This is a genomic window from Streptomyces sp. NBC_00344, from assembly GCF_036088315.1.
GTDB lineage: Bacteria > Actinomycetota > Actinomycetes > Streptomycetales > Streptomycetaceae > Streptomyces.
This window is the reverse complement of sequence record NZ_CP107996.1, coordinates 6,595,327-6,619,218: the sequence shown is the minus strand read 5'-3', so window position 1 is coordinate 6,619,218 and position 23,892 is coordinate 6,595,327. Positions and strand designations below refer to the sequence as shown.

General features: G+C 70.5%; 15 protein-coding genes and 1 pseudogene. 3 read left to right on the top strand and 13 right to left on the bottom strand.

What is annotated here, in order from left to right; genetic code table 11:
* Positions 1-75 precede the first annotated feature (75 nt).
* From modB to OHS16_RS29925, 4 genes are all read right to left on the bottom strand, one after another.
* The gene (gene modB, locus OHS16_RS29940) at positions 76-933 is read right to left on the bottom strand and encodes a molybdate ABC transporter permease subunit (protein ID WP_328540368.1); all 858 of its coding nucleotides are present in this window, start codon (positions 931-933) and stop codon (positions 76-78) included.
* Positions 930-1,760 (bottom strand): molybdate ABC transporter substrate-binding protein, encoded by an 831-nt coding sequence (gene modA, locus OHS16_RS29935; protein WP_328540367.1) that lies wholly within the window; start codon positions 1,758-1,760, stop codon positions 930-932. Before modA ends, modB begins: the two co-directional genes overlap by 4 nt.
* Positions 1,761-1,807: 47 nt before the next feature.
* Positions 1,808-2,209, bottom strand: a complete 402-nt coding sequence (locus tag OHS16_RS29930) for a MerR family transcriptional regulator (RefSeq protein ID WP_328540366.1) — start codon at positions 2,207-2,209, stop codon at positions 1,808-1,810.
* A gap of 430 nt (positions 2,210-2,639) precedes the next feature.
* Positions 2,640-3,032, bottom strand: a complete 393-nt coding sequence (locus tag OHS16_RS29925) for a TOBE domain-containing protein (protein WP_328540365.1) — start codon at positions 3,030-3,032, stop codon at positions 2,640-2,642.
* Between the two features lie 143 nt (positions 3,033-3,175).
* On the opposite strand from OHS16_RS29925, the pseudogene OHS16_RS29920 reads away from it, so the two are divergent.
* Positions 3,176-3,361: pseudogene (locus tag OHS16_RS29920) on the top strand (tautomerase family protein); the annotation flags it as partial.
* A gap of 635 nt (positions 3,362-3,996) precedes the next feature.
* Entirely contained in the window at positions 3,997-7,212 is a 3,216-nt protein-coding gene (locus OHS16_RS29915) for an alpha-L-rhamnosidase (RefSeq protein ID WP_328540364.1), read from the top strand.
* Between the two features lie 177 nt (positions 7,213-7,389).
* Here the strand turns inward: OHS16_RS29915 and OHS16_RS29910 are convergent, their stop codons facing one another.
* Positions 7,390-8,724, bottom strand: a complete 1,335-nt coding sequence (locus tag OHS16_RS29910; protein ID WP_328540363.1) for an amidohydrolase — start codon at positions 8,722-8,724, stop codon at positions 7,390-7,392.
* A gap of 195 nt (positions 8,725-8,919) precedes the next feature.
* On the opposite strand from OHS16_RS29910, the gene OHS16_RS29905 reads away from it, so the two are divergent.
* Positions 8,920-9,093, top strand: coding sequence for a thiazolylpeptide-type bacteriocin (locus OHS16_RS29905; RefSeq protein ID WP_089228050.1), 174 nt, complete (start codon positions 8,920-8,922; stop codon positions 9,091-9,093).
* Positions 9,094-9,162: 69 nt separating this feature from the next.
* Here the strand turns inward: OHS16_RS29905 and OHS16_RS29900 are convergent, their stop codons facing one another.
* The 8 genes from OHS16_RS29900 to OHS16_RS29865 form a co-directional block, all read right to left on the bottom strand.
* Positions 9,163-11,070, bottom strand: coding sequence for a TOMM precursor leader peptide-binding protein (locus OHS16_RS29900; protein ID WP_443042718.1), 1,908 nt, complete (start codon positions 11,068-11,070; stop codon positions 9,163-9,165).
* Positions 11,067-11,828 (bottom strand): ABC transporter permease, encoded by a 762-nt coding sequence (locus OHS16_RS29895; RefSeq protein WP_328540362.1) that lies wholly within the window; start codon positions 11,826-11,828, stop codon positions 11,067-11,069. The genes OHS16_RS29900 and OHS16_RS29895 overlap by 4 nt, the downstream gene beginning before the upstream one ends.
* 2 nt (positions 11,829-11,830) lie before the next feature.
* Positions 11,831-12,745: an ABC transporter ATP-binding protein gene (locus OHS16_RS29890; RefSeq protein WP_328541037.1), complete on the bottom strand. Its 915-nt coding sequence runs from the start codon at positions 12,743-12,745 to the stop codon at positions 11,831-11,833.
* A gap of 1,352 nt (positions 12,746-14,097) precedes the next feature.
* Positions 14,098-15,180 carry a lantibiotic dehydratase C-terminal domain-containing protein gene (locus OHS16_RS29885; protein ID WP_328540361.1) on the bottom strand — a complete coding sequence of 361 codons (1,083 nt, stop codon included), beginning with the start codon at positions 15,178-15,180 and terminating at the stop codon, positions 14,098-14,100.
* The gene (locus OHS16_RS29880) at positions 15,177-17,876 is read right to left on the bottom strand and encodes a lantibiotic dehydratase (RefSeq protein ID WP_443042808.1); all 2,700 of its coding nucleotides are present in this window, start codon (positions 17,874-17,876) and stop codon (positions 15,177-15,179) included. The genes OHS16_RS29885 and OHS16_RS29880 overlap by 4 nt, the downstream gene beginning before the upstream one ends.
* A 71-nt stretch (positions 17,877-17,947) precedes the next feature.
* Positions 17,948-19,585, bottom strand: a complete 1,638-nt coding sequence (locus OHS16_RS29875; RefSeq protein ID WP_328540359.1) for a nitroreductase family protein — start codon at positions 19,583-19,585, stop codon at positions 17,948-17,950.
* 39 nt (positions 19,586-19,624) lie between these two features.
* Positions 19,625-21,598, bottom strand: a complete 1,974-nt coding sequence (locus OHS16_RS29870) for a TOMM precursor leader peptide-binding protein (protein WP_443042717.1) — start codon at positions 21,596-21,598, stop codon at positions 19,625-19,627.
* The gene (locus tag OHS16_RS29865; RefSeq protein WP_328540358.1) at positions 21,588-23,822 is read right to left on the bottom strand and encodes a TOMM precursor leader peptide-binding protein; all 2,235 of its coding nucleotides are present in this window, start codon (positions 23,820-23,822) and stop codon (positions 21,588-21,590) included. The genes OHS16_RS29870 and OHS16_RS29865 overlap by 11 nt, the downstream gene beginning before the upstream one ends.
* Between the last annotated feature and the right edge of the window lie 70 nt (positions 23,823-23,892).

Below are 23,892 nucleotides of genomic sequence, written 5' to 3'. Positions count from 1 at the left end.
AGGCGCTCATTCGATGGCCGGACCTTCGAAGGCCGGACGGTCGGGCAGAGACCGTGAGTGGTGGGGCAACACCCGTCATGACGCCGTCATCCAGCGATCCCGCAGCCCCGCCAGCACCGCGACCGACACGGCCAGCAGTACCAGGCTCAGGGCGATCGCGGCGGCCGGGTCGCTCTGCAGGGCGAGGTACACGGCAAGCGGCATCGTCTGCGTACGGCCGGGGAAGTTGCCCGCGAAGGTGATGGTCGCGCCGAACTCGCCGAGCGCGCGGGCCCAGGCCAGTACCGAACCCGCGGCGATCCCGGGCGCTATCAGCGGCAGGGTGACCCGGCGGAACGCGGTGAAGCGGGAGGCGCCCAGGGTGGTGGCGGCCTCCTCGTAGCGCGGGTCGGCGGCGCGCAGCGTGCCCTCGACACTGATCACGAGGAAGGGCATCGCCACGAACGACTCCGCGATGACCACCCCCGTAGTGGTGAAGGGCAGGGTGATCCCGAACCACGAGTCGAGCCACTGCCCCACGACGCCGTTGCGACCGAGTGCCAGGAGCAGCGCCACACCGCCCACGACGGGTGGCAGCACGAGCGGCAGTGTCACCAGGGCTCGCACGATGCCGCGTCCCGGGAATCGCGTACGCGCGAGGACCCACGCCAGCGGCACGCCCAGCACCAGGCTCACGGCCGTGGCCGAGGTCGCGCAGACCAGGGACAGCTGCAGGGCCTGCCACACCTCCGAACTGGTCAGCTGGTCCGGCAGGCTGTGCCAGGGAGCCCGTACGAGCAGGGCGACCATCGGCAGCACCAGGAACGCCAGTCCGGCCAGGGCGGGCAGCAACAGAGGCAGAGGCACCCCGGCAACACCCGCCCGGACACGCCGGCGCCGCGGCCCACCCCTGAGGGTGTCGGTCGCGGCACCGGACGTGGGCGGCTCGGTCACGGCTTGAGGAACCCGGCCGCCGTCAGCACGCGCCGGCCCTCGGCGGAGCGCACCAGCGCGATGAACGACTTCGCGGCAGCGGCGTTGGGCGCGTCCTTGAGCAGTGCGATCGGGTAATCGTTGATGGCCTTGGCCGACTCGGGGAACTCCACGCCGTCCACCTTGCCACCCGCCGCCTTCACGTCGGTCTTGTAGACGACTGCGGCATCGGCCTCTTTCAGCTCGACCTTCGTCAGGGCGCTCTTGACGTCCTGCTCGTAGGAGACCGGAGTGAGCTTCAGGTTGCTGGCGGCCAGGGCCTTCTGCGCGGCGGCGCCGCACGGCACCGTCTTGTCGCACAGGACAACCTTCGGACCCGGCTTGGTCAGGTCCTTGAGGGAGGTGATCTTGTCCGGGTTTCCGGGCAGGGTGGCGATCTCCAGCTGGTTGCGCACAAAGGTGGCGGGCGGGCCGGCCGCGTCCTTCTTGTCCGTCACGATCGCCATCGTCTTGGGACTGGCAGCGGCGAAGACATCAGCCGGGGCTCCCCCCGTGATGCTCGCGGCGAGTGTGTCGCTGCCGCCGAAACTGAAGGTGACCTTCGTACCCGGGTGGGCCTTCTCGAACTCCTTGCCGAGGGCTGTGAAGCTCTCCTTCAGCGAGGCGGCTGCGAAGACTGTCACGGTGCCGGAGAGCTTCTTCGACGAGCCCGTGGACGCCGAGGCGGACGAGCCCGGCGAGGCCGACGAGTCGTCGGACGAGGAGCAGGCGCTCAGTGCCAGCAGCGCGACGGCTGCTGTGCCGGCCACCTGCAGGGTCCGGCGGGTCCGGCGCGCGGAACGGGTCATCACGGGTGTACTCCCTTTGGTCTCCTCAGAAGAGACCGTCTGATTCTTCACAGAGACGTCCGGGTGGACCTCTGCGACCTCTCGACGACCGCATCGGTCGACTTGATCATGGCAACCACCGGAACGCCGGGCTCCGGCCTCAGTCCTCGGCCTGTTCCCGGCCGGCTGTGGGCACTGCCCGGAACGTCCGGAGCGATCTCCGACTGCGCCGTCACGCCACCGAAGTTCAGCCCGGTGACGAAGTCGGAGCAGTTGCGCGCCGAGCGTCCATTGTTCGTCCGCTCGGTGCGGCGCAACTCCCGCTCGAACAAAGGGGTTCCGGCCCGGTTCGATCCGGAGACCGGCTCGTCCCGCTCGGCGTGCGGTTTCCCGCCGTGGAACCAGTGCCGGAATGTGTCGGCAATGCGGCCCGATAGGGCCACTGCCTCTCTGATCCGGTAGCTGGGCATGCGCTGATCATACTGCCGCAGATGCGAGGCGTAAGTCTCCTGTTGCATCGCATGAGCCGGATTGCAAGCGGAAGGGGTAGGCATGTGCGTTTGTACAGGAGCACCCGCCGGGACAGGTACCGCGGCCGGGCCGGAAGTCGGCGCCCGCGACCGCTCGTGCCGACCGGGCGAGGGGACGGGCCCCGGCCGCGTACCGCGGCCGGAAGGACGGCCGGAGCCTGGGCTGAGACTCGGCGACAGCGCGGCGCCGCTGCGAACTCCCCGTCCGCAGATCTCCCGCGTAGCGGAATACGAGATCCACGCCGGGCGGCATCCGATCCAGGACGGACATCGGCGTTCCGACAGCGGCACGCCGGCGTGGGCGGAGGCGCTCTGTTGACGGAGGCGCTCTACTCCTCGGGAGCGAAAGCGCGGCAAGCCGTCCGTTCGCTCACGTGCGATCGATGTGCACGTTGGTGGACTTCACACGGGCAGTGGCCTCCATGCCGACCTCAAGCCCAAGTTCCTCGACGGCCTCCCGGGTCAGCAGGGAGACCAGCCTGTGCGGACCGGCCTGGATCTCCACCTGCGCCGCTACATCACCGAGCTTGACGGCAGTGACGATGCCCGGGAACGCATTGCGCACGGAAGTGACAGAGACGTCCTCCTGCCCACCGGTCTTCGCAAGCTCCACCGAGAACGCGGCCAGGTCCCGACCGTCGATGAGCCGCCGCCCACCCTCGTCCCGGTGTGTGGACACCCGCCCGGCGTCCGCCCATCGCCGCGCGGTATCGGGGCTCACGCCGAGGAGTCGAGCGGCCTGGCCGATAGTGTAGGACTGCATATGCGCCATAATAGATGCATTTTCATGGCATTTGCAAGCAAATTACCACTCTGGCATGGCAGATGCCGCACAACACCGGAAGGCCGGGGCATCCGGTCTGCGCCGGAATGCACCCGAAGCCTAGCGCAACCATGATCCAATTCGTGTACGTCGCGATCACCCTGCGCTCCGGGCGCCCGCCCGCACAGAAGCGGGCACTGTACCGGCGTATCGCCGAACTCGCCCACGCGTACGCGGGCACGGAAATGCGGAACATGGCCGTCACCCTGACCGAGAACGAGTCGGTCGACTGGTCGCTCGGCAACGGGGTCGCGCAGTACGCCGATTCGGCCGAGGGCGCCGATGCAACCGATCCGGTCCGCTCTCAGTCCGCTGCCACCGGGAATCGCCCGTTTCCTGGAGGCGTGGTGAACGCAGACCCCGCGCGACGAGTCTCCGCCGACATCGGCGTGCGAGGTTGTCGAGAGCTGTGTGACCGCGATTTCGCCGGTCACCCCGTGGCTCGCCCCATGGGAGGCGGAGGGGCCCGATCGCTCGCCGGCACCTGACCGAGAGCGTCGAGCGGTGGCGAGAGGATCTGATGTCCGACGACTCACCCTTCACCTGGTGGCGAGGCATCGAGGCGGAAGAAGCAGCCGCCTGGCACGAGGTGAAGCTCTGGCTGAACGGTCAGCTGTGGCGTCTCAGGCACCACCGCCCAACAGCCGGCGATGCACGCCTGCGCAGTCGTACCCAGGCGGGATCTCCCCCGGGTACGGGGAGTCGACGCCTCCCGACTTGCCCCAACATACTGAAACGTTCAACCCACAATCAACACCCTCGGAACTCGACCAACACCGGAGCCAAGCGCGTCGTACGCGTGAATGCGGCCGAAAAATGCACCGCATGCGCATTGACGCATGTCTCGGGCGCCCTCTACGTTCGCCTCTGTGAATCGATTCACCTTCTCCCGCTAGGGGCCGCTGTGATCAGTAGAAGGAACATCCTCGCGGGCGCCGCAGCCACGGTGGGTGCCGTGGCCGCCGGAGCCGGACCGGCCGTGGCCGCACCCGCATCCGCGCCCGCCGAGGGACGCGCGGGCAAGAGCGCTCTGCGCATCACCTCTCCGACCGTCGAGTACGTTCAGCAACCACTGGGCCTGGACACGGCCCGTCCTCGCCTGAGCTGGCCGATGGACTCGGCCGGACAAGGACAAGGACAAAGGCAGAGCGCGTACCAGGTGCGGGTCGCATCGAGCGCCGGAGATCTTTCCCGGCCGGACGTGTGGGACAGCGGCAAGGTCGTCTCGGGCGAGTCCGTCCTCGTCCCGTACACCGGACCCGAACTCAAGCCGCGTACACGCTACTTCTGGGCGGTGCGGGTGTGGGACGCCGACGACGGCGTCTCGGAGTGGAGCGCGCCTTCGTGGTGGGAGACCGGCCTGATGGACGCGTCCCAGTGGTCCGCGAAGTGGATCTCCGCTCCGGCCGCCCTCACCGACGCCCCCTCCCTGGAGGGCGGTTCGTGGATCTGGTTCCCCGAGGGCGAACCCGCGAACAGCGCTCCGGCGGCCACCCGCTGGTTCCGCCGCACCGTCGACCTGCCGGACGGCGTCATCGCGGCCACACTGGCCATCAGTGCGGACAACGTCTATGCCGTCTCCCTCAACGGCACCGAGATAGCGCACACCGACCTGAAGACGGACAACGAGGGCTGGAGTCACCCGGCCGTGCTCGATGTCCTCGACCACGTGCGTTCGGGCTCGAACACTCTGGCGGTCTCGGCGGTCAACGCCACGGTGGGGCCCGCCGGCCTGATCGGCGTGCTGGTCCTCACCACGTCCTCCGGCGAGAAGAAGGTCTTCACCGACGGCTCGTGGAAGTCCACGGACCAGGAGCCGGCCGACGGCTGGCGCGAGCCCGGCTTCGACGACAGCGAGTGGCGGGCGGCGAAGGTGGCCGCCGCGTGGGGGGCGGGGCCGTGGGGCCGGGTCGTACCGGTCGTCTCCGCTGCCAACCAACTGCGGCACGAATTCCGGCTGCCGGGCAGGAAGGTGGCCCGGGCCCGCCTGTACGCCACGGCTCTCGGCCTGTACGAGGCCCATCTCAACGGCCGGCGGCTGGGACGCGACCAACTGGCCCCGGGCTGGACCGACTACCGCAAGCGCGTGCAGTACCAGACCTACGACGTGACGAGCGCCGTGCGCGCGGGCACCAACGCGCTCGCCGCGTACGTCGCCCCCGGCTGGTACGCGGGCAACGTCGGCATGTTCGGTCCGCATCAGTACGGTGAACACCCTGCGCTGCTGGTTCAGTTGGAGGTCGAGTACGCGGACGGGACCAGCGAACGCATCACATCGGGGCCGGACTGGCGCGCCGCCGGCGGGCCGATCCTCTCCGCCGACCTGTTGTCGGGCGAGACCTACGACGCGAGGAAGGAGACAGCCGGGTGGACCTCGGCCGGCTTCGACGACCGCTCGTGGCTTGCGGTACGCGAGGCTGACAACGATGTCCCGGGGCAGATCGTCGCACAGGTGGACGGTCCGGTGCGCATCGCGAAGGAACTCCCCGCCAAGGATGTCACCGAGCCCGTGCCCGGCGTCTTCGTCTTCGACCTGGGCCAGAACATGGTCGGCTCGGTTCGGCTGCGCGTCTCGGGCGCTGCGGGAACCACCGTCCGCCTGCGCCACGCCGAGGTGCTGAACCCCGACGGCACGGTCTACACCGAGAACCTCAGGACGGCCGCCGCCACGGACCTCTACACCCTCAAAGGGGGAGGTGAGGAAACGTACGAGCCGCGTTTCACCTTCCACGGGTTCCGCTATGTCGAGGTGACCGGGTTCCCCGGCACGCCGGCCGCGCAGGCCGTAACCGGGCGGGTGATGCACACATCGGCGCCGTTCACGTTCGAGTTCGAGACCAATGTGCCGATGCTCAACAAGCTGCACAGCAACATCACTTGGGGGCAGCGCGGCAACTTCCTGTCCGTCCCGACGGACACGCCGGCCCGCGACGAGCGGCTGGGCTGGACCGGTGACATCAACGTCTTCGCTCCCACGGCCTGTTACACCATGGAGTCCGCCCGCTTCCTGACCAAGTGGCTGGTCGACCTCCGTGACGCGCAGACGCCGGAGGGCGCGTTCACGGACGTGGCACCCATGGTCGGCACCGTCGGCAACGGAGTCGCGGGCTGGGGAGACGCGGGGGTCACAGTCCCCTGGGCGCTGTACCAGGCATACGGCGACCGGAAGGTCCTCACCGACGCCTGGCCCTCGGTCCAGGCGTGGCTGCGCTATCTGGAGAAGAACAGCGACGGACTGCTCCGGCCGGACAGTGGATACGGTGACTGGCTGAACGTGTCGGACGAGACACCCAAGGACGTCATCGCGACCGCCTACTTCGCCCACAGCGCGGACCTGGGAGCGCGTATCGCCACGGAACTGGGCAAGGACACCGAGCCCTGGACCGACCTCTCCGCGCGCGTACGCACGGCATTCCGGGCGGCGTACGTGGCGTCCGACGGCAGGGTGAAGGGCGACACGCAGACCTCCTACGTCCTCGCACTGTCCATGAACCTGATGCCGGACGCCCTGCGCAAAGCGGCAGCCGACCGCCTCGTCGCCCTCATCGAGGCGAAGGACTGGCATCTGTCCACCGGCTTCCTCGGTACCCCGCGGCTGCTGCCCGTCCTCACCGACACCGGTCACACCGATGTCGCCTACCGGCTGCTGCAACAGCGCACGTTCCCCAGCTGGGGCTACCAGATCGACAAGGGTTCGACGACCATGTGGGAGCGCTGGGACTCCATCCAGCCCGACGGCAGCTTCCAGAGCCCGGCGATGAACTCCTTCAACCACTACGCCTACGGATCGGTGGGCGAGTGGATGTACGCCAACATCGCCGGTATCGCCGCGGGCCGTGCGGGCTACCGACAGGTCGTCATCCGCCCCCGCCCGGGTGGGGGCGTCACGTCCGCCACGGCACGGTTCGCCTCCCCGTACGGACCGGTGTCCACCCAATGGCAGCAGCGGGCCGGCGGCTTTGTGCTGTCGTGCAGCGTGCCGGCCAACACCACCGCGGAGGTGTGGATTCCGGCGGACGAGCCCAGCAGTGTCCAGCGCACCCACGGAACGTTCGTGCGTGTGGAGGACGGCTGCGCGGTGTTCGAGGTCGGCTCGGGCAGCCACCGCTTCACCGTGTGACGGACGCAGGCGCCCCGAGGTCCGTGGCCCCGGACCTCGGGGCGCTGACGCCCGCACCGCCGCTCAGCGGCTGCGGGCGCCGTTGCGCACCACTCTCCTCCGTGCCCCGCCGCCGGAAATCGCGTGGCCCGCTGTCGCGCACGATGCCCGGGAGCCCGCGCAGGCGGAACGGGACCGTCACCCGGAGGGCGCCGGCCGAGGTGCGGGCACCGCGGCCGGGCCTGCCAGATGGGAGAGGGCGGCAGTAGCCAGCGCGGTGATGCCGGCGGGGACGGCCAGCCTGGGATCCGGGCGGAAGAACGGCGAGTGGTTGGGCGGAAGTGACGCCATCTTCGCCGCGGCGGATTCCCCCGGGGTCTCGGCCCACTGGCGGGGCCCGACACAGCCCAGCATCCAGTACGCGACACGGACGCCGACAGCACCGTGGAGCCGGGATCCGGCGGACCCGAAGAGAGGGAAGTCCTCGGTGGCCGTCGACGGCAGCCACCCGGCGACGCGCTCGGGGCCCAGCACGTGTTCGTGGATGTCGCGGACGGCGGTGGCGGCCGAGGCATCCGAAACAGTGGGATGGGACCTCGAAACAGTGCGCACGGTCGGTGCGCGGGGGCATCCCGATGCCGCGCACTCCGCGGCGACGATGCGCCGCACCGCCGCTGTGACGCGGTCAAGTGCCTCCTCGGAGAACGCCCGCGCCGATATCTCCAGGGTGGCGGCGTCCGGTACCACGTTGCCCCGCGTCCCGGCGTGCAGGGAACCGACGGTGAGGACGACCTGTTCCGCGGGAGAGCTCTCCCGGGACACCACTGTCTGCAGCCGCAGCACGATCGCCGCGGCTGCGACCACGGGATCCACGGTCAGATGAGGGCTTGCGGCGTGGCCGCCCGTTCCGTGGACGACCACCTCGATCATCCTGCTGCCCGCGAGGATGGGGCCGTGCGCGTGGGCGACCATACCGGCGGGCAGCGGCGCGGTGTGCTGGGCGAGGACAACTCCGGGAGGGGCGAAGCGGGAGTACAGTCCGTCCTCGAGCATGGCCCGGGCCCCGCAAAGCGTCTCCTCCGCGGGCTGACCGACAATCATCAGCGTCCCGCGCCAGTGGCCTGCCATGGCGGACAGCAGGGACGCCGTCCCGGTCAGACAGGCCAGATGCAGGTCATGACCACAGGCGTGCATGACGGGTACGGGCCGCCCCGCGCTGTCGGGGACGACAGCCTCGCTGGCGTAGGGCAGACCGGTGGCCTCGCGTACCGGCAGGGCGTCGAGTTCGGCGCGGAGCATGACGACGGGACCGGGTCCGTTGCGCAGCAGACCGACCACACCGTGTCCGCCGACTCCGGTGGTGACCTGGAACCCCGCGGTGGTCAGACGCCGGGCGGCGAGCGCGGCGGTGCGCTCCTCGGCACCGGAGAGTTCGGGGTGCCGGTGGATGTCGAGATAGACCTCGACAGCGGGGCGCAGGACTTTCGGCAGGCCGTCGAGGACCGCGGCGGTGTCGGTCGTGACAGGGAGCATTCCTGAACTCCTTCGGGTGGGGCGGAGGGTGGCCGCAGCCGCCTGACAGTCAGGTGACTGCGGGACGTGCGTCGATCTGCCAGCAGGGCTCGCTAGAAAGGACTTCGGACAGCTGCACGGGTGTTCGCACGCATGGGTGCTCCCGGCCGCTGGGCCATGTGTTGCCGGGTTTGAACCGTCAAGGAGGAACAGCCGATGCCGCAGAACTCTCTGGAATCGCTCGCCCAGGAAATCCTGGAGCTCGAGTCCGAGACCTTCGAGATCACCGACTACTCGGACGCCAGCGAGGTCATGCTGGGCTCGTCCACCAGTTGCAGCAGCACCAGCACATGCAGCAGCACGACCAGCACCACCAGCTGCACCGCCTGATTGCCGGCGCTGTCCTCTGCCCGGCGGCTCACACCACCGCGCAGAGGACTTCGCCATGTGCGCTGCCGTTCAGGGGAACGGGTGCGGAACCCGGCGTAGTTCGGATTCACCGAGATCACTCCCCCGCAGTCCGGCGCGCCGGAACGCCGTGCGCAACCGGGGCATGTGCAGGGCGCGCTGACGGGCCCAGCCGAAGTCGATCGGCAGCAGACCGGGCACCACGGTGGCCACCGTTCGCAGCCCCATCCGCTTCTGTTCCGGTGTGGTCTGGTCGACGACGATCACGTCGTATCCCGCGGTCGTCAGTGCGTCGCGGCACAGCAGCAGGTCGTCGAGGAGATCGCTGGTACGCGGGCGTCGCTGCTCCCACTCCCCGTAGAGCTCGGCCAGCGGCCGTACGGCGGTGGGCCGGAGGTAGCCCGACGCGTGGTGGGCCATCCGGGGCAGCCCGAAGAGGGCCGCGTGGTCGGGCAGGCGGCGTACCAGGTCGAAGTCGTCAGCCATGGCTGCCAGTTCCTCCGGCCGTTCGCGGACCTGGCCCGGCAGATGCGGCAGGTACGTGAGGATCTCGGCCACCGCGGACTCCACTGCCGTTTCCGGGTCGAAGGCGGCACCGGCGGCGAAGGCGAGCGTGCCGGGGCCCCCGTCACGGCGTAACGCGAGCCCGGTGGCGACCGGCACCGGCAGGTCGACGCGGTTGTCGAAGACGTGGACGTCGTAACCCTGCAGTGCCGCGCGATCGACCATGGCGCGCGTCGCCCCTCGGGTGCAGGAGCCGAGGTCGATCTCGGTCAGCCGGGCATTGCCGTACCAGCCGAGCAGAAAGGCGTCACGCTCGATGAGTTCCAGCAGCCCGAACAGGACCGCCTCCTCCAGACAGCTTCCGGTCGCGCAGCCGTTGGAGCACTCGAAGACAAAGTTGTCCGACGCCAGACCGGCGCTGTAGTGGACAAGCCGGGCCGGAACGAGGACAGGGCGTTCATCGCGCAGGGAGTAGCCGCCCACCCACGGGATCGGGCGGTCGGGATCGAAGGGGCTGAGCAGGGGGTCGTCCCGATAGGTCTGCGGGACGTAGAGGCCGCAGTCGCGCGGGTCGAGTGCACGGTCGCCCAGCACCTGGTAGGCCTCGGTGAGCAGCACCGCGCGGTTTCTGCGGTGGGTGCCCGCATAGCGTTCCAGCCCTTCCAGGAAGGCGAGGTCGCGGCTGGCGCGGAAGGAGTTGGCCTGGCCGCTGAAGGTGACGTCGGTCAGCCCCGCGTAGCCGCGCATGAACACGCTGCCGGCCACCGGAGCGGTCGTGGGCGATGTGACGTCGGTCCAGGTCGCGGCGGCGAGCAGGCCGCAGACCTGGTTGGCCAGTGCGTCGGCCGGCAAGGCGTACGAACCGGGCGAGCGCAGCCGGTAGGTGTCCGGGGACGGCTTCGGCCGCGACACCGGCATCGTCGGCGTGTCCTGCGCGGCCGGCACGGCCGTGCAGTGCGGGCACAATGGTTCGCCGATCAAGGGCACGCTGATGACCTGCAGCGTGGCCAGGTCGAGCCGGGTGACCTGCGGCCAGGGCCGGTTTCCGTCCCGGGTCATGATGCTCTCGTACAGCGCCGCGACGGCGTCGACGACGTGCGCGGGAAGAGCCGGCCACACGCCTGCCGCCCGGGTGGCCGTGCCCGTTTCCCAGGCCTCGCGCTCGGAGCGGGTGCGCAGCCGCTGCCAGCGCATGGCCAGGCACTGCCCGCATGCGGGATGCGCCGGGTCCGATGCGCCCCAGGGACCTATGAGCACGGCGTCCCAGGTGAGATGCACGGTCGCGGCGGGGCGTGCAGCGGCGTGTGGATCGCGGCCCGCGGTCAGGGTGTCGGCCGCTCCGAGCGGCACGACGAGCGGTGGCGCCGAGCGGTGGCGCGCTGCCAGGGCGTCGCGCAGGGTGGCCGACGCGGTGTCCATGAGCGTCACCGGCGGCGCGGCGAGGTCGGTGGTCATCCGTGGTTGCTCCAGCGGAAGGTCTTGGCCGCGATCAGCGCGAACAGCACGGCGAAGCCGATCAGCCCCGCGCAGGCGAGGCCGATGTCGGCCGCACTGCCGTGGTGGGTCCGGGACAGAACACCCAGGACGCCGTCGTTGAAGTAGCGCAGTGGCAGGGCCAGAGACACGTCACGCAACCAGCCGGGCATCAGGTCGCCGGGGTAGAACGAACCCGAGAGGAAGGCCATCGGCACCATGATGCAGTTGGCGATCGCGGCCACCGCTTCGGGTGTGTTCGCGAGGCTTCCGATGACCAGTCCGAGGGCCATGAAGGTGGTGATTCCGAGGATGAGCACGGGGATGACGAGCGGCCAGCTCGCCGCGAGGCGCAGCCCGAACAGCGGCAGCAGTGCGACGCCGGTGAACAGGACGGCCTGCACCAGCCCCACCCCCACCGCGATCGCGTAGCGAGAGGCCAGCACGGACGGCAGAGACGTGGGGGTGCGCCAGATCAGGCGCAGAATGTCATCGCGACGCCAGTGCATCATGGTGAAGGCCACACCGAACATGGCGGCGTTGCCGACCCCCCAGGACAGCACACCGGGAGCGATGTAGTTGATGTACGGCGGGCCGCCGTCCTGGACGGCCTGGCCCTTGAAGATCAGGCCGAACACGACGAGGAACAGCAGGGGGAAGGCGAAAGTGAAGAAGACCGTGGTCACATCCCGTACGTAGGCATGGTAGTTGGCCCGGGTCAGTGCGGCGTACGCGCTCACGGTCAGTGCTCCGATCCGGTCAGGGCGAGGTAGGCGTCCTCGAGGGTCGCCGTGCGGGTCTGTACCGCGTCGGGGCCTGCGATGCCGTTCACGGCGACGATCACCTGGCCGGCCACCCTGGTCTCCATGACGACCTCGCCATTGGCCACCTCGGCGTGGTCCACGCCCTCGATGGCACGGGCGTGTTCCACGCTGATCCGGTCGGCCGGCACCAGCACGCGGGTGGGCGCCTTGAGGGCCCGGACCAGGTTGGCGGGGGTGTCCAGTGCTACGGCCCTCCCCTGCGCCATGATCATGACGCGGTCGCAGAGAGCCTCGGCCTCGTCCAGGTGGTGCGTGGTGTGGACAATGGTGCGTCCCTCGCTCTTGAGGTTCCGCAGCACGCCCCACAGGGAGCGCCGGGCCTCGGGGTCGAGGGCCGCGGTGGGCTCGTCCAGCAGGATCAGTTCGGGGTCGTGGACCAGCGCCGTGGCGATGGCCAGCCGCTGGCGCTGGCCCCCGGAGAGGTTGTCGACGCGGACGTCGGGACGCTGCGACAGACCGACCAGGTCCAGCGCGCGGTCCGCTGCTCCGTGCCCCAGGCCGTACAGGGCGGCGACGGTCCGCAGGTGTTCGAGGGCGGTCAGCCGGGTGAAGAACGCCGAGGTCTGCGTCTGGACTCCCAGCCTCCGCAGCAGAGCGGTGTTGCGGGGCCAGGGCGCGGCGCCGAGTACGGCGACGGTCCCGCTGTCGGCCCGCCGCAGTCCCTCGACCATCTCGATCAGGGTCGTCTTGCCGGCACCGTTCGGCCCGATGATGCCGAAGAACTCACCTCGGCGAACAGTGAGCGACACTCCGGCTACGGCCAAGACCGGCCCGTAGCGTTTGTGCACGTCGTCGATCACCACGGCCTCGGGGGCCGTGTCCACTGACGTCATCTCGGGTTCCCTTGCTGAGTGTTGGTCGTCGCCGGCCGGATTGTGCGCCGTGGGGGCGGCTGGTACGGACTCCGCACCGGATGGCGGGGCGGCCCGCGCCGTGTCTGCTTCGCCGTCTCCCGCGGTGTCGGGGGTTCGCCTGGCCCGCGCGGCCAGGCCCAGCCGCCACAGCACCAGGGCGGCCACCAGAAGGACCGCCGGCGCCGCGCCCGTCACGGTGCCGTACCGTTCGGCCAGTTGACGGCTCACGGCGGTGAGAACGACGGCGGATGCGCCGGCCGTCAGGGTGAGGGAGAGCAGTCCGTATCCGCCATAGAGGAGCCGAGCCCGCCGGGGGTAGGCTCCCGCGCCTTCGCCGCGGCCGATCACGCCGGCGGTGGCCCGTCGCAGGAACGTCCGGCTGCCGGTGGCCAGTCCGCTGACACCGACGGCGTAGCCGAGCAGCTTGTAGCCGTCGAGTGGCGGCAGCGGGACGAGGTTGCCGGCGGCGATCGCGACACCGAGCAGGAGCAGCCCGCCCAGCGCGTGACGGGCGGTGTCCTGCCGGGGGAGCCAGGCCCACAAGGGCCAGAAGGGAAGCAGGAAGACCAGGTTCATCAGGGGTCCCGCGGCGACGGTCGCGACCTGGTGACGGCGCCGGGCGAAGAACGGTACGTCCTGCACGAGGCAGTAGAGGTAGGTCACCGGCAGCCGCCAGCGCAGGCCGATCTCCGAGACCGTGCCGCCGAAGGCACGGCCGGCCAGTCCGTGCGCGAGTTCGTGGAAGGCCAGGCTCACCCAGAGCACGACACCGACGGCCAGCAGAAGCACCGGCCGGTGCGTGAGCTCCGTGAAGTCGTTCCTCAGGGCGCCGAGTTCCATGCTCAGATGGGTCAGCATCGCGGCAGTCAGGAGCAGCACGGTGCCGAGGAACGCCGGGGTCCGGGCGAAGGCGGTGCGCCGGTGGAGGATTTCGATGAGCGCGCCGGCATCGGCCACCATGCGGGTGTGCCCGTTCAGCAGTGTCGGCCTGCCGAGCTGTACGAGCAGACCGGGATGCGCCACACCCTCGCCGGCAGGGGGCGGGCCTCCGGCGAGCAGATGCCGTGCGCCGAGCAGTCCCAGCAACTGCCGCCAGTGCGCGTCACCGAGGCGGACGCCGAACCGCTGGGCGTAGGCGTCACCGATGTCGGCAAGGGTACGCCGGCCGTCGAGCCGCGACAGGACGAAGAACTCCTTGGCCCGCAGCTCGAAACGGCGTCCGCTGACGGGGTCCTTGATGGGATGGATCCGGGTCGCCCCGCGTAATACTGCGGGGCCGACGAGCAGGTCGGGCCGTCGCTGCGGGCTCAGCCCGAGGAGCCCCTGCGCGCTCACCGCGACACCTCAGGGCCGCCGCCGCACTCGCGCAGGGCGCGGGCGAGGACGTACGCCAGGAAGGCCTCGTCCCGGATGGTCACCGAGAGCCTGTTGTTGGTCATGTGCATGTAGGGGGACATCAGCATCGGGAGTGCCTGAGCCGGGTCGGTGACCCGGAATTCACCGTCGTCGCTCCAGGAGCGGAACACCAGGCTACCGTCCGCCGCAAGCGCCCTTACCCGTTCGGCCAGTTCGCGACAGTGCGCGGCCCAGCCGCGCAGGAAGTCCGGCAGCTCCCGCTCCGCCGCGCCGCCGACCGAAGCCCGGATCCCGGCGAACCGGCGCCCCAGTTCCGCACCCATGTCGTCATAGGCTCGGTCGTAGCCCTTGCGCGCGGTGAAGTCGGTCTGCGCGAACGCCCCGTCCCAGAAGGCGTGGTAGCGCTCGAGGAAGTGCGCCAGATGTGCGTCGTCCGCGAGGAAGGACGCGGACATCACCATCATCAGCTGGGCGGCGACCCCGAGCAGCACGGTACGTACATGGAGGTTCATCGACCGGAGGGACTCCATGACCAGATCGCTGGAGCGCTGGAAGTGCCACTCGGCGAGCGCGACACCGGCAGGGCCCCCGTACTTCCCGTACTCCGGCTCGTAGGGTTCGAAGCTGACCGAGTTGTTGTCCCGCAGCAGCATGCGGCCGTCCGGCCCCAGCAGCTTCTCGCGTTGTTCCCGCGGGTATTCGAGCTCGAACAGGGCGTTGTAGAGGTCCGCGAGAAAGCCCGCCTTGACCTCGTAGAGTGCCGGGCGGGCAGCCAGGAAGGCTTGCACCGCCGCGTGTGCCCGGTCACGGACCTGCCCCGTCACGGCGGCCGACGACGGCTTCAGGCGCAGCCGCACATGCGGTCCCTGCAACCAGTAGTTGATGAAGAAGTGGCCCGACAGCAGTCCCTGTGCGGTGAGTTCGTCGACGAGCGGCCGCACGCAGTCCAGCAGGAGCGGCCGCGGGCTCGCCGCGTAGAAGATGTGCAGTGCCTGCCATTCGCCGGTCTCCGGCGCTCCGCCGGCTGCGGCGGGGCCGGTCCGCATGGGTGAGGTCATGCCCGCTCACCGTTTCCTTCCTCGTCAGGTACCGGATGGGTGCACCGGGCGGGCAGCAGCTCCACGGCGAGTTCCGCGACGTGCCGGCCCCGGGCCGTACGGACATGGAGGTCGTCCTCGGCCGGCAGCATCTCCTCCAGGCGGACGCCCGCGGTCCGGTCCTTGATCAGGCCCTCCAGAGCGACCAGGGACAGTGGGCTGCCGAAGTCGACGTAGTGCGGCTTGGAGCCGCCGTCCCAGATGCCGCCGGAGGCGCCGTCGCCGGGCAGCACGGTGACGAAGACCTGTGCGGGGATGCGGTGTTCGCGCTGCCATCGAAGCCAGTGCAGATACCAGTCGGCGTCCTGCTGTCCGGGAGAGCGCCGAGGCAGTGCGGCCGCTTCCGCGAACCAGCTGCGGCGGCTCAGCACGACGGAGCCGTGGCGCACCCGGGGCCGCGATGTCACCCCGTGCACGGCTGGGGCCTGCGGAACTCCCGTCCACACATCGAGGGCGATTTTGGAGGTCGGGGAGAGAAGCAGCAGGGTGCGCGGGATCTCGGGAAGCACCATGGGCACCAGATAGCCGAGATAGAGGGGGACGACTTCCTTTCGGAGCCGCCGGGACCGGACGACGAGGCGGTCCTCCGCCGCATGGTGTTCCACCCACAGGTCGTCCAGATGGAGGCGGCCTTCCGGCGGGGCGGAGCCGGTCTCACCGGGGCACAGGATCTGGAAATCCGTCAGCCGGCCGTGCAGGTTGAGATTCGTGGTGGCCGACCCGGCGGTGATCTCGGCGAACACCGCCCCTTCCGGCTGAATCCCGCGGAGATCCTTGAGCAACTGCCGTGACAGACCCGGCCTGTCGTCGGGGGTGTCGAAGCAGTGGGTGAAGCGCGTGAAAGGGAAGCACAGACCTCCGTAGGAGCCGTTCAGCACGACCAGTGGGTCCTGGTCGCGGTCGGCGAGCTGCAGGAAGTGGCTGTGGGGGGCGAAGCCGGTTGCCAGCGGTGCGAGTTCCGCGGCGACAGCGTCCATGAACGTCTCGTCCAGCCGGATCTCATCGGTGTCACCGGTCCACGTATGCCAGGCCCCGCGCATGCGCTCGACGAACACGGCGCGGGCCCGGTCCAGGGCGGTGATTCCGGGCAGCCCGAGCCAGTTCTCCTCGGGCCGGTGGCCGTCGCCTGCGTCGTGGGGGGCTTGCTGGGAGGTGAAGAGCAGATACTGCTCGAAGAGGTCCTCGTGGAAGTCGTGGACGAGCTTCAGCAGATCGTCGCAGCGCCCTCCGTGCCCGAAGCGGGCCAGGAAGAAGCCCTTGAAGGTGAGCCGCTGGGCGAGTGCGACGTCGAAGGCGGGCAGGATGCGGGACAGGGACTCCAGCGGGCCCCCGGCCAGCTCGGCCCACGTCCGCAGATCGCCGGTCACCGGCTCCCGGGAGGCCCGGGCGTCCTCGTAGAGGAGGGTCTGCGGCAGTGATGTGCCCGGCGCCCCCAGGGACTCGGTGAGCGCGGGTAGTTCACTGCGGAGGGCGTTCAGCAGCTCCCTCCGCCGTGCGAGCGGCTCTCCGGCGTACGCCTCGACACCGGCCGCGACGCTCTCCAGGTGTGCGGCGGTCTCCACCGCCCATGGCCGGCCGATGTCCCGCAGCGCCGCCTGGAAGTCACGCAGCGGATCACGGCTGTGGACATCCGGGTACAGGCCGTCGAACTGCACCATGCCGAGCTGCAGCAGTGCCGACAGATAGCGTTCGGCATCCTCCGCGCTCGCTCCGCGCTCGGTGCACAGCCAGGCCGCCAGGTCCCGGTGGCGCAGCCGGGGAGAACGTCGGAACAGTTCGAGCAATCCCTCGAGCGCTCCACTGCGGCGCAGGAAGAACAGCCGGTCACGAGCCGCGTCGAAGCTGACCGGGGCGGTGTCGTCGCCCGCGGTCACCGAGCGGCGTACGAAACGGACTCGCTCGGCGTCGGCCTCCCAGCCCGAGGCGAGCGCGACGGGCAGATCGCCGCGGCGGAGGGGGTCCTCGGCTATGGCCTCGGCCAGCCGCCGCAGCACGACGACGTTCAGCCGCGGATGGCCCGACCATTCCTCGGCGACGTCGATGGCGCCGCCCGGTGCCGCGTCCGTGCGGAACTCCCCTACGGCGACGCCCGTGAACGTACTGAACGGGCTGGTCTTGCAGGCCGTCCGGTACAGGTAGGCGAGCAGCGAGCGCTCGATCTTGCGGCCGCGTTTGCCGCCGGCGGGTTCGTCGCCGCGGATGTACGCGTCCAGCCGGCCGTCCAGCGTCGGCGAAGCGAGCAGCAGCGCCAGACGTACCTGCTCCTCGGCCGCCAGCTCCCGAAGCGCCGTCCGTCCCCGTGCGAAGGCGTCTGCCAGCAGCTCCGGCCCCAGCGAGTGCAGATGCCCCAGCCGTTCCCTGTCGCGCAGCCAGGCCGCCAGAGCGGCCTCGGACGGACCGTCGAGCCCGGCGGGCAGCACCAGGGCCCTGTCCTGGGGCAGCCGGTTGTTGAAGACCGCGCGGCGCAGGCGCAGTACCTCACGGCGCCTGCGCTGGTCGTCCTCGTCCGCGACGAGCGCGGCGAGGGGGTCGCTCAGCATCGCGCCGAGCTCACGCAGTCGTTCCTCCTCGTCGATGATCCGGTCGGCCCACTGCCGGGCGGCCGGGCTGCGCAGCCTTTGCACCGTCTCGGACGGCAGGCCTGCCAGGCGCATCATGAAGCGCGGGGACAACTCCTGGCGCCGGTCCGCGACGGCATCGGGCGAGGGGGCGTGCCCGAGGGAGGTGTTCACCGGTCCTCCTGTCCGCCGCGCACCTGCGGGGCCGGCACGAGGTCGTAGTGGAAGTCCGCGGGGCGCCCCCGCTCGTTGCCGACGAGCATGAGCAGCAGGGGCAGCTCCCCGGTGCCGGTCAGTCCCAGCTCGTCGGCGAAGGCCACACTGTCGAAGCCGAGCGCGACACCGCAGGCGGTGCCGCAGGCGGCTGCTGCCGTGTACACCGCTTGCGCGGCGGCTCCGATTCCCGCGCTGACGAGCCGGTATCCCCGGTCGCCCACGGCGTCGAGCACCGCGTGGGTACGGACGGCCGGGACGATGACGGCCGCCGCCTGTTCCAGGTTGTAGTTGTCGAGGAAGTAGTGGGCCTGCAGGAAGGCTCCCGGCGATCCCGTCTTCAGCAGCCGCAGTTCCCCGGCATCGTGGTCATAGGCGTACGTGCCCTGTGCCACACCCTGCACATGGTTGACGAAGACGTAAAAGGACGCGAGCGGGGGGCTGCCGGCCGGTGTGACGTCGGTTGTCAGCCCGGTACCCGCGACGGCGGCCAGCAGAGCAGCAGTGAGGTGACCGGCCGGCAGCGGCCGGTCGCCGGTGAAGCGCCCGAAGCTGCTGCGCCGCGTGCGCAGCGCCCTGCGTACGCTCATCGGCATCGGTGCGGCAGTCGGCAGCAACTGCCGTGTCCCGCCGGGTGGGACGGCCGGGGCCACGGCCGGGCGCAGTGCGCCGGGCGCGGGGCGGACGGCAGCGTCGCGCACGGTGGCGCTGTGCACCTGCCGCACGGTTTCGAAGGCGATGACCCGGCGGGAGCGCTCCTGCTCGGCCCGGCGCACCGCCGATGGCCTGGTGGGGAGGGGCCGCGCGGCACCGGGCGCGGCAGGGTTCCCGGTGTCCTCCCAGCGCAGGGGGACGACGGCGAAGACCCCTTCCTCGTCCTCACGCGCACTCAGCAGCCCGCCGAGCTGCGGCTCGTCGAACCACAGGACGGGGTCCAGGCGCAGCCCGCGGGCCTGCGCCCACATGCGCCAGGTCTGGAGCAGCGCTCCGACATCCATCGTCACCACGTGGTAGGCGAAGCTGTTGTACTTGAACGCGTTCTGCCAGAACTTGACGCTGAGGACCAGGAACTGGTCGGTGTCCCGGTGCAGCCCGGGGTCGCCCACCGCGGCGCGCACCTGGCCGGAGACGTCCCCCGTCAGCAGTCGTCGCACCGCGTGGTGCGAGGGCGAGTAGTGGTACACACCGGGCGTCATGGGTCCCGCCGCACCGGACACCCAGTGGACGGCGACAGGGTAGAGGCCGCCGCCGGATGCGGTGCCGCGGGACCAGTTGGCCTGGGTGTACATCGGCAGTGTCCCCAGGTCTGTGTTGGCCTGCACGGCGAGCCTGCGGCCCACCAGGCCGTAGGAGTCGCGCAGCATTCCCCCCAGCAGCGGCAGGCTGAAGGAGGCGTCGCCGTGCGGCCCGGACAGTCCGCGCGCAACGGCGGCGTCATCGGGGAAGCCACCGTCGGGCAGAGGGAACTGCTCCGCGCCCGGGTAGTACTTCTCCTTCCTCGGCCGGTCCGCCCAGTCGGGTACGAAGTCGGCGGGCTCCATCGCGACCCGGCCGCGCCGCATTACCGCGGTCGCGTAGTCATGGGTGTCCCCCATGTCCGTCCTTTCTGTCACTGCTGTGCACGGGCTGCGGTTTCAGGGGAAGGGGTGCGGAGCGAGGTTGAGTTCGGCCCTCCGCAGATCGTGGTCGCGATGGCCGCGGGCGCGCGGGGCCGTGCGCAGACGGGGCATGTGCAGGGCTCGCTGGCGCCGCCATCCGAAGTCGATGGGGATCAGTCCCGGCACGATGACCGCCGCCGTGTGCAGCCCGGCGTCGCGCTGTTCGGGCATCGTCTGGTCCACGACGACGATGTCGAAGCCCTCGCCGGTGACGGCCGCCACGGCGGCGTCGAGGTCTTCCCAGAGGTCGTCCGAGGGTCCGTGGCCGGGGCTCAGACCCGCGACGGGGCCCGGCGGAGTGCCCGAACGGCCCGGGCGCAGAAGGAAACCGGCGTGCCGGGCCATCTCGGGCAGTCCGTAGAGCAGGGGGTGGTCGTGGAGGACCTGCACCCGGTCGAAGTCGGCTGCCAGCGCGGTGAGACGGGCCTTCTCCCGTTCGGTGCGGGACCGGAGCTTGACGGCGTCGGTTGCGATCTCGGACAGTCCCGCGCTCAAGGCCGCCTCCGGGTCCCAGCCGGCTCCGGCGCCGAAGCAGAGTGTCCCCATGCCGCCGTCGACGCGTTCCGCGACCGCGGTCACGACGGGTATGGGGAAGGTGATCCGGGTGTCGAAGAAACGTGCCCGGTAGCCGTACAGCTCGAGGCGGCCGACCATGTGACGGGTCTCGGGGCGGACGCTGGTGGCGGGGTCGATCTCAGACAGGGGCAGACCCGCGTACCAGGCGATCAGGAAGGCGTCCCGTTCGACGGCTTCCATCAGCCCGAAGAGCACGGCCTCCTCCAGACACCCGCCCGACGCACAGCCGTTGGAGCTCTCCTGGACGAAGCGGTTCTCCAGTCCGCCGGGAGCGTGGTAGTAGGCCAGGACCTCCGGCACGAGCAGCGGCCGGTGGTCACGCAGCGAATACCCCCACACCCAGGGGATCGGCAGCTCCGGCCGGAAGGGCCTCACCAAGTGCTGGTCACGGTAGAAGGCGTCGGAGTAGACACCGCAGGTCCGTGGGTCGAGGGCATCATCACCGAGCGCGGTCCACGGCGCGACGAGTGCGGTCCGCTTACCGCGGGGCCGCATCCCGGCGAAGCGTTCCATGCCCTCCAGAACACCGACCCGAACGCTGCGCGCGTAACTGCCGGTGTGGCCTCCCCAGTACGACTCCCGCAGGTACGCGCCGGAGCGCAGGGTGAAGGAGCCCACCGTCGATGCGGTCGATGTGGAAGTGAGGTCGGGTGCGACCGACGGCCCGAGCATGCCCGTCACCGGGTTGACGAACGCCTCCAGCGGCAGGTCGTAACTCTCGATGGGGCGGCTGCGGAACCCCATCGGATCCGCTTTGGGAACGATGCGCGGCTCGATCCTCGCCCCATCGGGGGTATCGGGGACGCGGCGGTCGCAGTGCGGGCACTCGCCGTCCGTGACAAGAAGCGCACGGTTGACCTCAAGGCTCTCGAGGTCGAGGAGATGCACGGTGGCGTGACCCGGGCGGCCGGCAGGGACGACGCGTTCAGTGGCGGCGATCAGGGCGGCGACGGCATCGATCGCGAAGGCCGTGACGAAGGGCCACTCCCCCGTCGTCCGCGTGCCGGCACCGAGTTCGAGTGCGTCCCGGAGGGCGCCGGGCCGCACGGCCTGCCAGCGCCGCGCGAGACAGCGCGGACACGGCGTGGCCGCCTCCGCCGGCCCTGGCGGTGGGCCGACGATCGCCTGGTGACCGTACAGGTGGACGGGTATGGCGCCCGCGGCCCCGGGGTCCGTGCTCGCGGGGGCGGACAGCTCGTCGCGGTGACCGAGCAGCGCGACCGTCGCCATCGGGCCTGAGCCCGCGCCGGCGGCACGGTGGCTGCGCAGGCTGCGGGCCAGGAGAGCCTCAACGGCTTGCCCTGCGGCGGGCTTCCCGGGCAGCGAGCCCATCGCCGTGGGGGCAGTGGGGCTCGCGGTGGCGTCAGAGAGCATCTACGGCCCCGTACGTCAGCAGGACCCGGACTACGTGGATGCCGCCGGTCCGCAGATCTGCGGAACCGGTGGGAACGGCCAAGGCGTCGAGGCTGCGGTCGCGCAGCCGGGCGAGCATCGCAGCGGTGCCGACAGGCGGCCGGTCCGGATCCCCCGCAGCGCCGGTGACGGCCAGGCTCATCGGGGCGAGGTCGCCGAGTACCGGATCGCCGGTGTCGACGGGTGCGGACGCAGCGGATTCCCGCGCGATCTGGACGCGTCCGAGCAGATCGCGCAGCGCGCCGACCGCCGCGCGGCGCCGGGTGGGGGCCGCGGTGATCGTCCAGGGCGTGTGCCCGGTGTGCGGGTCCTCGGCGCGGGCGAGCACGACCGGGGCGATCCCGTCGGCGCCGCCGAGGTCGAGCAGTTCGACCGTCAGACCCAGATTCGCTGCCGAGCGGCGCAGGAATACCGCTTCACGGTCGTCGGCCTCGTCAGCGGTCTGCGACATCGCGAGGATGTCGCACTGGGCCCGCAGCGCCCGATTGAGCGAGTGGAACGCCACCGCGGAGTACAGAGCGCGTGCGGCCGCACGCGACGGTGACGAGCCCGCTGCCGAGCCCGCGGTGGTCGGCACGAAGCTCCGGTCGTGGTTCCCGGCTCCGAAGGTCCGTACCGCGCCGGCCGGAACGAGAGCGATTCGCGCCCCGGCCAGGGAGGTCGCCTGCACCCAGGAGCGCACCGTACCTGCCGCCGCGCCGTTGCCCGACGCGATGTCGAAGGTGTCGGGTGCCAGCAGCGGCCATTTCTCTCGGGCGGCCTCCAGCGCGGCGCCCTCCACAGCTGCGTGCTGCGGGACGACCCGCTCGGTATAGACCTCCGCGGCTCTGTGCAGGGCCCGGAGTCTGGCCCCTGCCACATGGTGCACGTCGAACGCCGAGATGTCCCGTGGGCCGCCATGGCCGACCGCGAGTCGCACCGTGCCCACCTTCAGCGGAGTCTGCTCCCAGGTGTCGTCCGCGAAGGCGGTGAAGACGCCCGCGCGAGGATGGATCAGCACCGATCGGGTGTCGAGCACGGACAGCGCCGCACCACCGTCCGCCTCGGGTGTCAACGCCCCTTCCTGTGCGTCGAACTGACGAGGCATCAACTCCGATACGGTCAGGACGGACGCCGCATTCATGTCCTCGTCGTCCCGGCAGAAGGGGCAACGCGGGTGCGGCATGAGGGGCTCCGTGACGACATCGAGGGAGTCCAGGTCCTGTATCACGATGCGGCCTTCGGTCTCGGCGCTGAGCGCACCGGTGAGCAGACGGAACACCTCGTACGCCAGCAGGTTGCCGACCATGGCCGCGACCGGGCCCGCCGCCCCTCCCGCTGAACGCTCCCCCGGCTCTCCCAGAATGGCGCCGCTCCACAGGTCGGCTGCCGCGCCGGGGTCACCATTCGCGCCCAGGCGCAACGCCGCGCACGCCCAGCAGCCCACCGCCCCGGAGGTCATGACCGGCCCGATGACCGCCTGAGAGGCGAACTCCCAGGCGGGCAGCAGCCGTACGCCGCCCGGTACGCCTGCCTCCAGCAGGCCGAGCAGCGTCCGGTGGCCGCCGGTCGCCAGCACCACGTCGTACCCGGCCAGGCCATCCCATCCGTCGCCGTCACCGGGGTCCAGCCGGACGAGTTCGACGGGGCATCCGGCCTCGCCCAGAAGCCGCGCTTCCTGGAGGACCGCGGCGAACGGATCGTCGCCGGCCTGTGCCGGGAACGCGACGGCGGCGCTGCCGTTGCGTACCAGGCTCAGCGCACACCACTGCGCCACGGGCCCGTCCCCGAGCACCGCCACCCGCGTCTCGCGGAATCGCCGGAACCTGGAGCCCGCCTCACCCGCGTAGTGGTCTATGTAGTCGATCTGGGGCGCGAAACGACGCGCCACCTCATCCGTCAGCTCGTCCAGGCCGTCACTGCCGGGCTGCACATCCCGGGCGAAGCCCCGACCGTAGAGCGCACCGACCAACTCGGCCACCATGGCGCGCTGCTTGTCGCCCAGGCCCGCACATATCTCTCCGACACGGCTCGCCCCGTTCAGGTGGGGAACGATGAGGGAGGCGAACCGGTAGGCCGATCTGCCCTGCAGAGTAAATCCTCCGTGCGCGCTATGAAAAACAACTCCGGAAGGCGTCTCCGTATAGAGAACATCTCGCCTGATCCGGGGATGGGAATGCGCGACTTCCTCATATGCAGTGGTCATGCCTTCAGTTACTCCCGTTCAGGCGCAGTCGTGGGGACAACGGGTACCACAGAATTCGGAAAGTGATATC